We start from the raw sequence: 13592 nt of genomic DNA, 5'->3' as shown, positions 1-13592 counted from the left end.
GAATAGACAAATATGTTAATTCGATATAAAAAAGCTTTCGAGAAAATAGCGATGGGGCTACTCTCGTTTATGCCTAACGAAAAAGACATTAAAAAGCTCACAGAGACAATCCAATCTTATGAAAATGATGAGAATTGGGTATTATATTTATGGAAAAAGAACGATGAGTATGTTGGTATCGTCGGGCTTGTAGTAGACAATAACACAGCAACTATTCAGCACGTTTCTGTAGTTCCATCTTATAGAGGTGAAGGTGTGGCAAAAGAAATGCTACAAGAAGTAGCAGAACTTGGCCAATACGAACATGTGCGTGCAACGGATGAAACGCGTGAATTTGTTCAAAAATGTATACAATGTAATGAAGAAAAAGCAGACGAAAATTAACGTCTGCTTTTTCTTTGTTTGCTTTCTTGTCGTTCAGCAAGAATATGTGAGCGATCACGGAGCATATGTTTATGAAGAAGATAATCAGCGCTACTTTCCGGTAAAAGTAGTATGCGCGCCATCACTAAATCATGTAAAGCGGGCATTAGTGGTAATTGAAACGCTTGAAAGGACTTGCCCATTCGAATGTTGTTGAGCGTTTCGGTTAATTTTGTGATAAGAATTGTGTAGTCTATTTCATGAAAAAACACATTTCCTTTATTGAGTTGAAAATTATTGAGTGCTTTATGTAGGATTTTGAAAGCACCAGTTGCGTTGCCGCGACGCCAATGATATAATCCTGTCGCTAATTGAACATAACCTACAAGAGGATGATTTTTATTGCCAGGCGCGATGTCCTTCCAATATTCCTCGAGTACTTCATGGCATTCAAAAAAATCCCCATTGCCATTGAAATAGGCACAGTAATCAATAAATAAAGTATGGTGCTGTGGATGCATTTTGGACTCCTTTCCACTATACTAAAAGAACATTGAAGATCAGGGTGGTAAAATAATGTCTTATGAAGTAAAATTAGAAGCCTTTTCAGGACCTCTTGATTTATTATTGCACTTAATTCACAGATTGGAAATTGATATCTATGATATTCCAATGGCTGAAATTACGCAACAATATATAGATCATATCCATGCGATGCAGGTACTGGAATTAAATGAGGCGAGTGAGTATTTAGTGATGGCTGCTACACTCTTAGCCATAAAAAGTCGTATGCTCTTACCGATACATGAAGGAGAGCTAGAGGATGCGGAAATTGAAGTCGATGGACCTGACCCTCGTGAGGAACTGGTTCAACGTTTAATAGAGTATAAAAAATATAAAGAAGCGGCAGGCAACCTACAGGAGCTTGAATCAGATAGAGCGCAGGTGTTTACGAGACCACCAACAGATTTATCGGGATTGGCATCAGATGAGCAAATGGCGTTGTTCGATATGAATGTCAATATATATGATATGCTTGGTGCCTTCCAAAAGCTGATGCGCAGAAAAAAATTAAAAAAGCCATTAAAAACAACTGTCACGAGACAGGAACGCTCGGTTAAAGATCAAATGCGTTCGGTTGTGAATTCTTTACGTTCCACAGGTGGACGTGCATCATTTTTCGAGCTTTTTCCCTATGAAGATAAACCAACACTGATTTTAACGTTTCTATCACTGCTGGAACTGATGAAACGTCAGATTGTCATTGTAGAGCAAGACGGTAATTTTGAAGAACTAACGGTCACATTACAGAAGGAGGAATGGGATGATGACGAAAACAATGATCCTACAAAGTAGAATTGAAGCTTTATTATTTGTTGTGGGAGATGATGGCTTAACGATTAAGCAATTGGCACACTTGCTTGGTGATGCAGAAGAAGTTGTTGCACAAGCTATGGATGCATTACGTACAGCATTTGACGAAGATGAAAATAGAGGAATTACAATTAAAGAAATGGCTGGTGTTTACCAATTAATTACAAAGCATGAGCTTGCAGATACGATACAAAAATTAGTAGAGAATCCGACAGCACAATCATTATCTCAGGCATCCTTAGAAGTATTGGCTATAGTGGCGTATAAACAACCTATTACAAGGGTAGCGATTGAAGATTTACGAGGCGTAAAATGTGAACGGCCACTGCAAACACTGGCTTCCAGAGGGCTAGTGAAAGAGGTTGGCCGTTCAGAGGGAACTGGACGTGCTATTTTATATGGCACAACAAAAGAGTTCTTAAATTACTTTGGTTTAAATAGTATTGAAGAAATGCCTCCATTACCTGAGGAGGAAAATGGAGATACAGAGCAAGAAACGGATTTATTTATGACCAAATTCCAAGAAACTTTTAACGGCGTTAAGTAATAGAGGAAATGTGCTCGTCGCTTTCCTTTTTAGTTTAATAGTTTTTACTTATCTATCACTTATAATAAGGAGTGGCTTGTTGCTACGGTTACTACGAGTAATGTTGTTCATGGTAGTAGTTGGAATTTTAGTTTTTCCACAAAATGGTTTGGCAAGAGGCGGAAGCGGATATGTTGTGTTAGACGGCGACACAGGCCGCGTATTATCAGGTACTAATAGTGATGCAAGGCTCCCAATCGCAAGTTTAACAAAAATTTGGACAGCTCTCGTCGCCATTGAAAACAGTGATCTACAAGATGAAGTAGTCATTTCTCCAAGGGCTGCAATGGCTGAAGGTTCGTCTATTTATTTGCAAGCTGGTGAGACGGTAACAGTTGAAACCTTGCTTTATGGCTTAATGCTCCGATCTGGCAATGATGCTGCAACTGCATTAGCTGAGCATGCAGGTGGTTCAGTTGAAGGTTTTGTCAAATTAATGAATGAACGAGCGGTGATTGCTGGCCTCACAAATACAGTTTTTATGAACCCGTCTGGCTTGCATCATGACGAGCATTTATCTTCTGCAAGAGATACAGCGGAGATGTTGAGGTTAGCGCTCCAAAATAAAACCTTTGAAAAAATTGCATCTACTGTCCTTTATCGTGCCAATACAGAAAACGGCATGCTGTGGGAAAATAAACACCGCTTATTACGAGAAGGCTCAGGAGTCGCAGCTGATGTAGATGATGAGACGGAGCAACCTGTAAGTTCATTAAAATCAGCAACAGGTACTGCTTTTGCTGGAAAGACTGGTTTTACAAAGGTTGCTGGAAGAACATTGGCAACAGCTTTTCATAAAGATGGGCAAACATGTATTGTTGTCACTTTAAATGAATCTGATGACTGGAATATGCATCGAGGTTTAGCAAATGAGGTTTGGAAAAATTATAATATGGAGACGGTTGTGAAAAAGGGGAAATACAATGTCAACGATAAACTGGCTATCCGTTTAGAGCAACCAATTCAATTGCAATTAAACAAAGAGGAAAAAAAGACAGTTAGGCAAGTACTTCAAGTGTCCAGAAAAAGAAAGGAAGCCGTACTTTCGATATTTATTGGGGAAGAGCGTATTTATGCAACGCCTGTTAAAGTAGAATCAGCGGATCGTTAAAAGCGATGCGCTGATTTTTTTATAATGAATAATATGGTATATTGTTTACTAGAAACTATTTTATATTTATTGTAAATGGTGTAAAATAATGAGAGTTATAATATGGAAGCATTAGGAGGTATACTATTATGGCTACTAGTGAAAATACCCGTAAGCAAACTCAAATCGCTATTATCATTATTTTATTTCTTTCAAGCTTTACAGCACCATTTATTTTGCTATTTCCCATTCAAGAGCTTCTTTACCGACCGCACGATTATTATCTTTTTGAGACCATTTTTAAAGCATATATTATTTTGATGTTTGTCTTAATTGCCATGGCAATAATTTTATTAATAAATTTATTGATTACTCCCACTACAAAAAAGGGGAGAAATGTCCAACGAACAATCGTTGGTACATCATGGCTGCTCGTTCTTGCGATTTTATTTTTATGTATCAATCATTATCAAATTATTGATGAAAAAGGGTTACATACGAATAATTTTTTTAGTTTGCAAGAAGACTCGACAAGCTGGGAAGAGATTGTTAAAGTCGAACAAACAAATGTGCAGAAAGATGGCGTAACTAAACCAGATAAGCTTATATTCACATTAAATGATGGTTCGACAATCGAACAATCTTTAACGGCGAAGTTAGCAAAAGCGAAGGCATTTATCAATTATGAATTAAGTAAAAGTGGCATTACAATCGAAAATGTATATAGTGAAAATGAATAATAAAAAAGCTGCCTAAAGAGGGCAGCTTTTTTTATTGTTTGAGTGCCTGGCACTAAGACGGACCTTTGTGTGCGTTCCCACAGAAGTGTAAGTGGATTTTTACTTGAATAGGGTTGTGAATATTCAGAATTGTTTGAGTGCCTGACACTTTATAAAATATCTTTTCTAAATGCGATTTGCATTTTGTTGATTCGTCCATATTAGAAATAAATAGCAAAATCGATGAATCTTTATGTTACGCTAAGACAAATAATCGATAAACTAGCAAATAATACACTATTTAGAATTATCGTATTACTAGTACAAAATTAGTTTCTCTTTTATATTACACAAAAGTATGACATAATTTTCACAGATTGACGGGAAAAATAACCTTAAAAAGGTTACATTTTTAACTAGAGGTGAAAGAATGGAAAGATTACAAAAAGTTATTGCTTATGCGGGTGTCGCTTCAAGGCGTAAAGCAGAGCAATTGATTGTAGAAGGTAAAGTAAAGGTAAACGGTGTTGTTGTACGTGAGCTAGGAACAAAAGTTTCCAACTCGGATACAATTGAAGTAGAGGGTGTCAAACTTGAGAAAGAAGATAAAGTCTACTACTTACTATATAAACCACGTGGAACAATTTCTGCTGTAACGGACGATAAAGGACGCAAAACTGTCACAGATTTATTTAAGCATATTCCGCAACGTATTTTCCCTGTTGGTCGTCTAGATTATGATACATCTGGATTATTATTACTGACAAATGATGGAGAGTTTTCTTTTATGTTGACGCATCCGAAATTTAAAATTGATAAAACGTACATTGCGCGAGTAAAAGGTATACCTACAATTGAGGGTCTAAAAATGCTACAACGTGGTATTAAACTAGAAGATGGCAAAACAGCACCAGCAAAAGTGAGTATGACTTCTTTTGATGAGCAAGCGGGCAAAGCGATTTGTGAAATTACTATTCACGAAGGGCGAAATCGTCAAGTGCGTCGTATGTTTGAGGCAATCGGTACACCAGTAGTTAAACTGAAACGTGAACGTTTTGCGTTTTTAGATTTATATGGTTTAACACCAGGAGAATACCGTGAATTGTCGAAGCATGAAGTCAAGCAATTACGCGTGTTAGCTGAAACGGGAAAACTCGGCTAAACAGACATTAGCGATGGAAGGTGAACATACCGTTATACGTATAGTGAGTTTTTCACTTTCCTCGTGTGAAAACGTTCATAAATCATTCATAATTAATAACTAAGTTAATTTGTATCATTTTGCTATAATAGGTGAGAATAGTACACCAGTTTTAAATTTATCCAGCAGACGCTGAACAAAGTAAGTCTCGGGGAGATCTAACAGATGTTTCTTGTTCAAATGCGAAATATCGACATAATTGCCTCGAGGCGTATTTGAGTAGGGGGTTTATTAACTTGGAGAAAAAGAAAAAACGTCTTGTAACCCGTACCATTATTTTAGTTATTTTGGCGCTTGCCATAGGGTACACTGTTTACGGGACAGCGACAAAGGATAAGGTAGAGTTAGTAGCAGTTGGCTCTGAAGCACCGAACTTCACGTTAGTAGATTTAAATGGAGAGAAACACAAACTGTCTGATTATAGAGGGCAGGGGGTATTTTTGAATTTCTGGGGAACTTGGTGTAAGCCATGTGAGAAGGAAATGCCAGCTATGAACAACCAGTATCAAGTCTTTAAAGACCTAGGTGTTCAAACATTGGCTGTCAACATTGCACAAACAGATTTTGAAGTGCAAAATTTTGTCGATAAGTACGATCTTACATTTCCTGTAGTAATTGACAAAACAAAAAGTGTTATGACTGCCTATAATGTTGGGAATTTACCTGCAACTGTTTTAATTGATCCAGATGGTAAGGTAGTTAAAATTACGACTGGAGAAATGACAGAGGCGAATATCGCTTCTTACATGGAATTAATAAAGCCAAAATGAGGGGTAATTGACGATGGAGAATATCATTTGTGCTTGTGGACATAGTAATCCGTTTGGCACGAAGCTCTGTGAGAAATGTGGTCGTCCTTTAACCGAAGAAGAAAAACAGAATAAAGTTGTCGATATGCGCTATGATGGTACGGCTATTCGCTCAAAAACGTACAACAAAACAATTGTCGATAAAATTTGGAATTTTTTCTCTAGTGTTAAAGTTGGAATCGCTTTAATTATTATCACATTAATAGCAGCTTCAATTGGAACCTTATTACCGCAAGAGTTTTACGTAAAAGCTTCTGACATTGAAAAGGGAGCATATTACGAGGATGTTTATGGTTTCGTGGGGAAAATCTATTATACATTAGGTCTTTCAGATTTATATAGCTCTTGGTGGTTCCAAATTTTAGTTGGGATGCTTGCGGTATCGATTATTGTTGCAAGTCTTGACCGTGGTATACCACTTTATAAATCATTGAAAAATCAACGAGTAAAGCGCCATGAAAGCTTTATGAAGCGCCAACGTATTGTTGCGGAAGGACAAGTAACTGGAAGTCCTGAAGAGACGCTTAATAAAGTTGAAAAGAAAATGACTGAGATGAAATATAATGTTCGTCGAGATGGAAGTGCTTTGTTAGCAGAAAAAGGGCGTTTCGCTCGATACGGTCCGTACATAAATCATGTAGGCCTCATTATCTTTTTAGCAGGGGTTATGTTGCGTTTAGTTCCTGGTTTTTATGTCGATGAATCGATATGGGTACGTGAAGGTGAAACACGTGCAATAACAGGTATGGAAGGTTATTTTATTGAAAATCATGAATTTATTTTAGAAACACATGATAATACACCACAAGGCGAACAGCTGAAACAAGGCGTGAACGTCGTTGCAAAAAACTTCCAAACTAATGTTACGTTATACAAACAGCCTGAAGATGCAATTGCTGGTGATACGGATAATCTAGAAAAGGTTAGAGATTATTCAATTCGAGTTAACCATCCGTTAAAAGAAGATGGCTACGCATTATATCAAATGGATTATCGTTTAAATGAATTAAAGCAAATGAATTTTGAACTAGTAAATAAAACAACTGAGCAATCACTTGGTAAAGTAGAAATCGATTTAACAAACCCTAAAAAGGACTATGATTTAGGAAATGGTACATCTGTTAAACTACTTGTCTACACGCCAGACTTCTCTGGGTTTGAAAATGGTGTACCGCAAACTGCGACGTCCGTTCCTAATAATCCAGCATTTCTATTTAAAATGACAACACCAGAAACACCAGAGGGTGAAACAAGCTTTGTTGCTATTAAACAAACACTAGAGCCACTAGGCGAAAATCAATACAAAATGAAATTTGCAAGTGTGGAAACACGAGATATGTCAGGCTTTACGATACGTAAAGACCGCACAATCCCTATTTTATTTGTTGGTGGTATTATTTTCATGATTGGCGTTGCGATTGGTTCATATTGGAATCACCGTCGTCTTTGGTTACAAGTAGAGCCAGATGGTAAATTACTGATGGCTGCCCACGTAAACAAAAATATGTTTAGCATGAAAAAAGATTTAGATGCCGTGACTGCATTTGCTGGTCTACCACAATATAATGACCAGTTAGATATAGCAGAAGAGGATGAAAAGTCCACAAGCCATGGCAATAATAAAAAGGAAGGTGACAACACCTTATGAGTTTGATTGACTTAAGTGGGAATCTATTATTTGTAGCATTTGTAGCCTATCTAGTAGCAACCTTATTATTTGGCGGTGCAATTAAACAATCCAATGCTTCCGGTAAAAATACTGATAAATGGGGTAAACTTGCAATTACAGTGACGATTGTTGGTTTCCTTGCACAACTTGGTTATTTTATTACACGTTGGATTCATACAGGGCACGCTCCTGTAAGTAATATGTTTGAATTTACAACTGCTTTCGGGATGTTTATCGTTGCAGCATTCATTTTAATCTACTTTATTTATCGTCTGACAGCATTAGGATTTGTAGCGTTACCTGTAGCGCTTTTAATTATTGCATATGCGTCGATGTTCCCGAGCGAAGTAAGTCCATTAGTACCTTCATTACAAAGTTATTGGTTAACAATTCACGTTATTACAGCTGCCATGGGTCAATCCATTTTAGCAATTAGTGCAGTTGCAGGTTTAATTTACTTATTAAAAGTTGTTGATTTAAAGAAGCCTTCAAAGCAACGTTTTTGGCTTGAAGCCGTTATGTACTGTTTAGTTGTTGTAATTGGCTTTGTTGCTGTTTCATCTACATTTAGTGTTATGGATTACGAATCAAAATACACGTATCTTGATAAAGAAGGTGTATCTCGTCAAATTACTTATAATTTACCACCAATTTTTGGCATGCACGATTATGAGGCAGTTGAGGAGCATGGCATGTCTCCATTAGTAGAAATGCCTGCACTCATTAATGCGAAAAAATTAACAACAGTTGTTTGGTCTTTACTAGTAGGGTCATTACTATACTTATTAATTCGTCTTATTGCACGTCGTCGAATTAGCGCATTGTTCCAGCCGCTTGTTAAACGTGTAAATCTGCAATTATTAGATGAAATTGGTTATCGATCTGTTATTATTGGTTTCCCTGTTTTCACGTTAGGTGCACTCATCTTTGCGATGATTTGGGCACAACTTGCGTGGAGTCGTTTCTGGGGATGGGACCCGAAAGAAGTATGGGCCCTTATTACATGGTTATTCTATGCAGCATTCCTACATCTACGTCTATCTAAGGGCTGGGAAGGTGAAAAATCTGCTTGGTTAGCACTAATTGGTTTTGGTATTATTTTATTTAACCTAATAGCTGTTAACTTAATTCTTGCAGGTTTACACTCCTACGCGTAACAATGGGAAACGAAAAGCCTTTTCGCTGCGGCGAAAGGGCTTTCTTTTCTTTTCAAGACGTTGTGTACCATGTACAATAGAGGATAGAGAAAGTTTGGAAGAGAGGGATCGTGAAAGTGTCAGAGAATATTTCAGTATTAGTAGTAGACGATGAGGATCGCATTCGCCGCTTATTAAAAATGTATTTGGAGCGCGAAGGGTACCAAGTCGACGAAGCAGAGAATGGTGAAGAAGCGATCGAGAAATCTTTAGAAAAAGAGTATCACTGTATTTTACTAGATATTATGATGCCTGAAAAAGATGGGCTAGAAGTTTGTGCAGAAATTAGAGAACGTGCTGCAACTCCAATTATTTTATTAACTGCAAAAGGTGAGGAAGCGAACCGTGTACAAGGCTTCGAGCTTGGGGCAGATGATTATATTGTAAAACCATTTAGTCCGCGTGAAGTAGTGCTACGTGTAAAAGCTATTTTACGTCGCTCACAAGCATTTTCACCTACAACAAATGCATCTTCATCAAAAGATTTAGTGGTATTCCAACACTTGATGATTGATCATGATGCACACCGTGTAACTGCAGAGGGAATCGAAGTAAATTTAACACCGAAAGAGTATGAATTATTGTATTTCCTTGCAAAATCTCCAGACAAAGTATTTGACCGTGAACAATTACTAAAAGAGGTTTGGCATTACGATTTCTTTGGGGATCTACGTACAGTAGATACACATGTTAAGCGATTACGTGAGAAGCTCAATCGTGTATCAGAAAACGCTGCAAAAATGATTGTCACTGTTTGGGGCGTTGGTTACAAATTTGAGGTTGTCAATGAATAGAATATGGAACAGTGTTGTCGGGAAGCTATGGGTAACCATATTGCTTCTCGTTTCATTTGTATTATTTGTTTTCACGGTTTTAATGCTCGAATTCCTTCAAAACTATCATATGCAGCAAGCCGAGATTTCGTTGCGTCAAACGGCTGCAACAATAGCGAGTATAGTGGATGACAATGAAACAGCCGAATCGACTTCGCAACTATTAACAGATATTTTACCTGATGGTACAAATGCGCTTATCGCCATTAATCATCTAGAAGTAACATTTGCGATGCAGGAAGGCGTTAACAAAAAAGAAATTCAAGGCGCAATTTTAGCGAATAAAGCATTCCATGAAGTTTTCAAATCAGATGATCCGATCATTAAGGAAATGATGATGCCATCGTCGACTGATAAAGAAAAAATGGAATCGTATGTCGTGTTAGGTTTCCCACTAAACGTAGAAAATGAAGTGCATGGTGCTGTATTTATTTACCAAAGTCCAGATGCGTTACATAAAACGTCCAAAGAGACTACGAAAATTGTCTTTTTAGCGGCATTCATTGCCTTTGTGTTAACGACATTCTTTGCATTTTTCCTTTCATCACGTATTACTTCACCGCTACGAAAAATGCGCGAGCTAGCATTTGAAATTGCAAAAGGTAATTTCGAGGCAAAAATGCCGACAACGCAAAACGATGAAATTGGACAGCTTGCGGTTGCATTCAACCAAATGGGGCGCCAGTTAAAGCACAATCTAGAGGTAATCAATCAAGAAAATGAGCAATTATCCAATATTTTAACTTCTATGACTGATGCTGTTATAACGTTTAATCGTGATCGTACTATTTTACTCAGCAATCCACCTGCGGAACGCTTAATGCAAAAATGGTTTGTCAATAAAGGCTCGCAAAGTGCAAAGCCTATTCCACCTGAACTATATCATATGCTTGATCATGTATTAATGTTTGAAGATAAGCTGGAAGAAGAAATTGAGATGGATGGAAATTATTATACATTTACGATTAGCCCGCTCTATAGTGGGGAATTGATACGAGGAGCTGTTGCTGTTATCCGTGATATGACAGAACAGCATCGTCTAGAAAAGCTTCGCTCAGACTTTATTGCCAATGTATCACATGAGCTACGGACACCTATTTCAATGCTTCAGGGCTACTCAGAAGCGCTAATGGATGATGATTTTATACAAGATCAAGAAGAGCGCAATGAGATTACTAAAATTATTTATGATGAATCAAAGCGTATGGGACGTTTAGTTACAGATTTATTGGATTTAGCACGGATGGAATCTGGACATATGACATTATACAAAGATGAAGTACCGATTAATGCGACATTTGAGCGCATTACGCAAAAATTTGCACAAGTAGCAAAAGAGAAGCATGTACAGCTCCTATTTAATAGTGAGTTTGAGGAAGATGCGGTCATAAGCATGGATGAGGATCGTATTGAACAAGTGTTAACGAACTTAGTTGATAATGCACTGCGTCATACAGATGAAGGTTCTGTCTTTGTGAAAGTAGAGAAGGAACCGACATTTGCTAAAATCTCTGTTCAGGATACAGGACATGGTATTCCACAGGAAGATTTACCATATGTTTTTGAGCGTTTTTACAAGGCTGATAAAGCGCGTACACGTTCTAAAGGGGGAACAGGTTTAGGGCTTGCTATTGCTCGAAACATTGTAAAGGCACATTCTGGAAATATTATGGTCGATAGTGTATTAAAAGAAGGAACAACCTTTACTTTCTATTTACCCTTCGACTAACTAACATTGTCCGTTAGAAGCCCATTGATTCGAAAACTTAATGCCAAAGTCTGTTAGCTGATTGTATGTAGTTTTAGTGCAGGGAATGGCACATAGCGAAATTTTGAGCAAAAAATCATTAATTAAGATGTAACTTGTGCGAGCGTTAGACGACAAATACTATGAGAACGGGGGTGGAGTGCTTTGAATGACTCCGTGTTCCATCGATTATACGATTCATACCATCAAGACGTGTTCCAGTTTCTTATTTATCTAGTGAAAAATCGTACACTTGCTGAGGATTTATCACATGAGGTGTACGTTCGTGTTCTGCGATCGTATGAACAATTCGCAGGAAATAGCAGTGAAAAAACATGGCTTTTTGCTATTGCTAAAAATGTCGCAATAGATCATTTTAGAAAGCAGGCAGTGCGGAAAAAACATTCGCTCGATTTTTTTGACTGGGAAACGGAACAACTACATTCAACCACACCATCACCGGAAGATATGCTACAGGCCAGTGATGAATTAATGCAAATAGAGTCTGCACTTGAAAATTGTACAGGGGATCAAAAAATGGTGATTATTATGCGCTTTTTCCAAGATTTATCGATTGCTGAAACAGCGCAAATACTTGATTGGACAGAAGCAAAGGTTAAGACGACGCAACATCGAGCCATTAAATTTTTAAGGCAACAGCTACAACAGGTTAGGGAACAGGAGGCGAAAAGGCAATGACTCATAAACAATTTGACGACGATGAACAACTAGAACAAATGTTGAAGAATGCCCCGAAGCTGACTGATAACCGTTCGAAAGAAGAAGTGTTGAAACGATTGCTAGCAGATTCACGTCTGCAAGATAATATACATCTTCAAGAAGCAATGCAACAACCAACAGATTCAAAAGTGCTTGAAGAGCAAGAGCAGTCTATTGCTGCTCATGAGAATGAAAGCATCAAGCCGATGCAAAAGCGTAAAAAGAGTAAGTTACCTATTTTTAGTAGTATTGCAGCTGTTTTTGTACTATCAATAGCAGGGTACGTGTTTTTAACAAATAATAATCCAGTTAAGGATGAGGCAAATGCCCCTCCTGAAAATTTTTCTACGATGCAAGAGGATCGAGCTATACAAGAAAATGAAAATGCAGATGGTGTGATGAAAGCGAATATCGGTGCCGAACATGCACGAATGCTATCGCTTCGGACATCAGTTTACGAAGACGATTTAGCAAATGCAGTAGTATTTAGAATCGGCTTACCAGGTGGCAATGCTGATAGCATACCAATGACCTATGTAATCCCGAACGAAAAATTAACGGCTGATTTTGGAAAGAAAAAGCCGACAACTCTACAAATGTATGAAAAATACGCACCACAAATTGATGAGGAAGCACTTGGTTTTGCTAATTATCATCCATACAAAGGTGAGTTGAAGGAAGAGGGTGAGACGCTAGTTCACGTCTTACCTAAAAAAAATGATTACGATGTAGCTTCAGCTTCCGTAACAAAATATTTAAGCTCGTTAAAAGATACTTTTTCCGACTCTGAATATAAAGCGATTGCGTTAAAAAATGCAGATGGTACTCCTTATGAATTTTCGCAGGTTGGTGAGCCAAGTGAGCCTATACAGTTAACGAAAGATAATCATTACAACTATTATTTATATACAGAAGAAAATGGTACTGAATATTTATCGCCAGACTTCCACCAAACATATCCTACTGTTACAGAGGCACTTATCGCAATGCGTGATAAAAAAGATGATATTTATGTACCTGTCATCCCTGAAAATGTAACGTACACAGTGAAAGAAGAAGAGAGTGGTGTTGTCATCACCTTTGACGCACCGCTGGATTTAATGACAATGGATGCTGTGCGGGCAACGCAATTAATCGAGGCCATGATGCTGACAGCTTCAAGCTTTGATAAAAAGCTACGCTTAGATAACGTCGTACAGGATAGTTGGGAAGGCTTTGATTTAACAAATTTTTTACCGATACCTGTAGGTGCAAATAAACAAACAATGCAGTAACAAAGAAAAAC

General features: G+C 37.7%; 14 protein-coding genes. 13 read left to right on the top strand and 1 reads right to left on the bottom strand.

What is annotated here, in order from left to right; translation table 11 throughout:
- The first annotated feature begins 12 nt into the window (after positions 1-12).
- The gene (locus ACIP9G_RS09565; protein ID WP_340825536.1) at positions 13-384 is read left to right on the top strand and encodes a GNAT family N-acetyltransferase; all 372 of its coding nucleotides are present in this window, start codon (positions 13-15) and stop codon (positions 382-384) included.
- On the opposite strand, the gene ACIP9G_RS09560 is transcribed toward ACIP9G_RS09565, so the two are convergent.
- The gene (locus ACIP9G_RS09560; protein ID WP_340825534.1) at positions 381-884 is read right to left on the bottom strand and encodes a DUF309 domain-containing protein; all 504 of its coding nucleotides are present in this window, start codon (positions 882-884) and stop codon (positions 381-383) included. The genes ACIP9G_RS09565 and ACIP9G_RS09560 overlap by 4 nt on opposite strands.
- Before the next feature lie 55 nt (positions 885-939).
- Between ACIP9G_RS09560 and ACIP9G_RS09555 the strand changes: the two genes are divergently transcribed.
- From ACIP9G_RS09555 to ACIP9G_RS09500, 12 genes are all read left to right on the top strand, one after another.
- On the top strand, positions 940-1719 hold the full coding sequence (locus ACIP9G_RS09555) for a segregation/condensation protein A (protein ID WP_340825533.1): 780 nt from the start codon (positions 940-942) through the stop codon (positions 1717-1719).
- A complete protein-coding gene (gene scpB, locus ACIP9G_RS09550) occupies positions 1691-2284 on the top strand; it encodes an SMC-Scp complex subunit ScpB (RefSeq protein ID WP_340826510.1) in 594 nt (197 codons plus the stop codon). Before ACIP9G_RS09555 ends, scpB begins: the two co-directional genes overlap by 29 nt.
- Before the next feature lie 79 nt (positions 2285-2363).
- Entirely contained in the window at positions 2364-3434 is a 1071-nt protein-coding gene (locus tag ACIP9G_RS09545) for a D-alanyl-D-alanine carboxypeptidase family protein (protein WP_340825532.1), read from the top strand.
- Positions 3435-3562: 128 nt separating this feature from the next.
- Positions 3563-4153, top strand: coding sequence for a hypothetical protein (locus tag ACIP9G_RS09540; protein ID WP_401018968.1), 591 nt, complete (start codon positions 3563-3565; stop codon positions 4151-4153).
- Positions 4154-4562: 409 nt separating this feature from the next.
- Positions 4563-5294 carry a pseudouridine synthase gene (locus ACIP9G_RS09535; RefSeq protein ID WP_401018967.1) on the top strand — a complete coding sequence of 244 codons (732 nt, stop codon included), beginning with the start codon at positions 4563-4565 and terminating at the stop codon, positions 5292-5294.
- Between the two features lie 275 nt (positions 5295-5569).
- Positions 5570-6103 carry a thiol-disulfide oxidoreductase ResA gene (gene resA, locus ACIP9G_RS09530; protein ID WP_340825529.1) on the top strand — a complete coding sequence of 178 codons (534 nt, stop codon included), beginning with the start codon at positions 5570-5572 and terminating at the stop codon, positions 6101-6103.
- Between the two features lie 13 nt (positions 6104-6116).
- Positions 6117-7790, top strand: a complete 1674-nt coding sequence (gene resB / locus ACIP9G_RS09525; RefSeq protein WP_401018966.1) for a cytochrome c biogenesis protein ResB — start codon at positions 6117-6119, stop codon at positions 7788-7790.
- Positions 7787-8968 carry a c-type cytochrome biogenesis protein CcsB gene (gene ccsB / locus ACIP9G_RS09520; protein WP_340825527.1) on the top strand — a complete coding sequence of 394 codons (1182 nt, stop codon included), beginning with the start codon at positions 7787-7789 and terminating at the stop codon, positions 8966-8968. The genes resB and ccsB overlap by 4 nt, the downstream gene beginning before the upstream one ends.
- 116 nt (positions 8969-9084) lie before the next feature.
- Positions 9085-9801: a response regulator transcription factor gene (locus tag ACIP9G_RS09515; RefSeq protein ID WP_024361488.1), complete on the top strand. Its 717-nt coding sequence runs from the start codon at positions 9085-9087 to the stop codon at positions 9799-9801.
- Positions 9794-11569, top strand: coding sequence for an ATP-binding protein (locus tag ACIP9G_RS09510; RefSeq protein ID WP_340825526.1), 1776 nt, complete (start codon positions 9794-9796; stop codon positions 11567-11569). The genes ACIP9G_RS09515 and ACIP9G_RS09510 overlap by 8 nt, the downstream gene beginning before the upstream one ends.
- A 183-nt stretch (positions 11570-11752) precedes the next feature.
- Complete coding sequence (sigX, locus tag ACIP9G_RS09505) at positions 11753-12286, top strand: RNA polymerase sigma factor SigX (protein ID WP_340825524.1); 534 nt, start codon at positions 11753-11755, stop codon at positions 12284-12286.
- On the top strand, positions 12283-13581 hold the full coding sequence (locus ACIP9G_RS09500; RefSeq protein ID WP_401018965.1) for an RNA polymerase subunit sigma: 1299 nt from the start codon (positions 12283-12285) through the stop codon (positions 13579-13581). The genes sigX and ACIP9G_RS09500 overlap by 4 nt, the downstream gene beginning before the upstream one ends.
- Positions 13582-13592: the final 11 nt, after the last annotated feature.

This window comes from Lysinibacillus sp. NPDC093197, assembly GCF_044754025.1.
Classification (GTDB): domain Bacteria; phylum Bacillota; class Bacilli; order Bacillales_A; family Planococcaceae; genus Lysinibacillus.
The sequence above is the reverse complement of the archived record's forward strand: the minus strand, read 5'-3'. Positions and strand labels throughout refer to the sequence as shown.

Coding starts and splice junctions, on each gene's coding strand:
- scpB (WP_340826510.1), top strand. CDS start 1,691: ATGACGAAAACAATGATCCTACAAAGTAGAATTGAAGCTTTATTATTT.
- ACIP9G_RS09510 (WP_340825526.1), top strand. CDS start 9,794: ATGAATAGAATATGGAACAGTGTTGTCGGGAAGCTATGGGTAACCATA.
- ACIP9G_RS09555 (WP_340825533.1), top strand. CDS start 940: ATGTCTTATGAAGTAAAATTAGAAGCCTTTTCAGGACCTCTTGATTTA.
- ACIP9G_RS09535 (WP_401018967.1), top strand. CDS start 4,563: ATGGAAAGATTACAAAAAGTTATTGCTTATGCGGGTGTCGCTTCAAGG.
- resB (WP_401018966.1), top strand. CDS start 6,117: ATGGAGAATATCATTTGTGCTTGTGGACATAGTAATCCGTTTGGCACG.
- ACIP9G_RS09500 (WP_401018965.1), top strand. CDS start 12,283: ATGACTCATAAACAATTTGACGACGATGAACAACTAGAACAAATGTTG.
- ccsB (WP_340825527.1), top strand. CDS start 7,787: ATGAGTTTGATTGACTTAAGTGGGAATCTATTATTTGTAGCATTTGTA.
- ACIP9G_RS09560 (WP_340825534.1), bottom strand. CDS start 884: ATGCATCCACAGCACCATACTTTATTTATTGATTACTGTGCCTATTTC.
- ACIP9G_RS09565 (WP_340825536.1), top strand. CDS start 13: ATGTTAATTCGATATAAAAAAGCTTTCGAGAAAATAGCGATGGGGCTA.
- ACIP9G_RS09540 (WP_401018968.1), top strand. CDS start 3,563: ATGGCTACTAGTGAAAATACCCGTAAGCAAACTCAAATCGCTATTATC.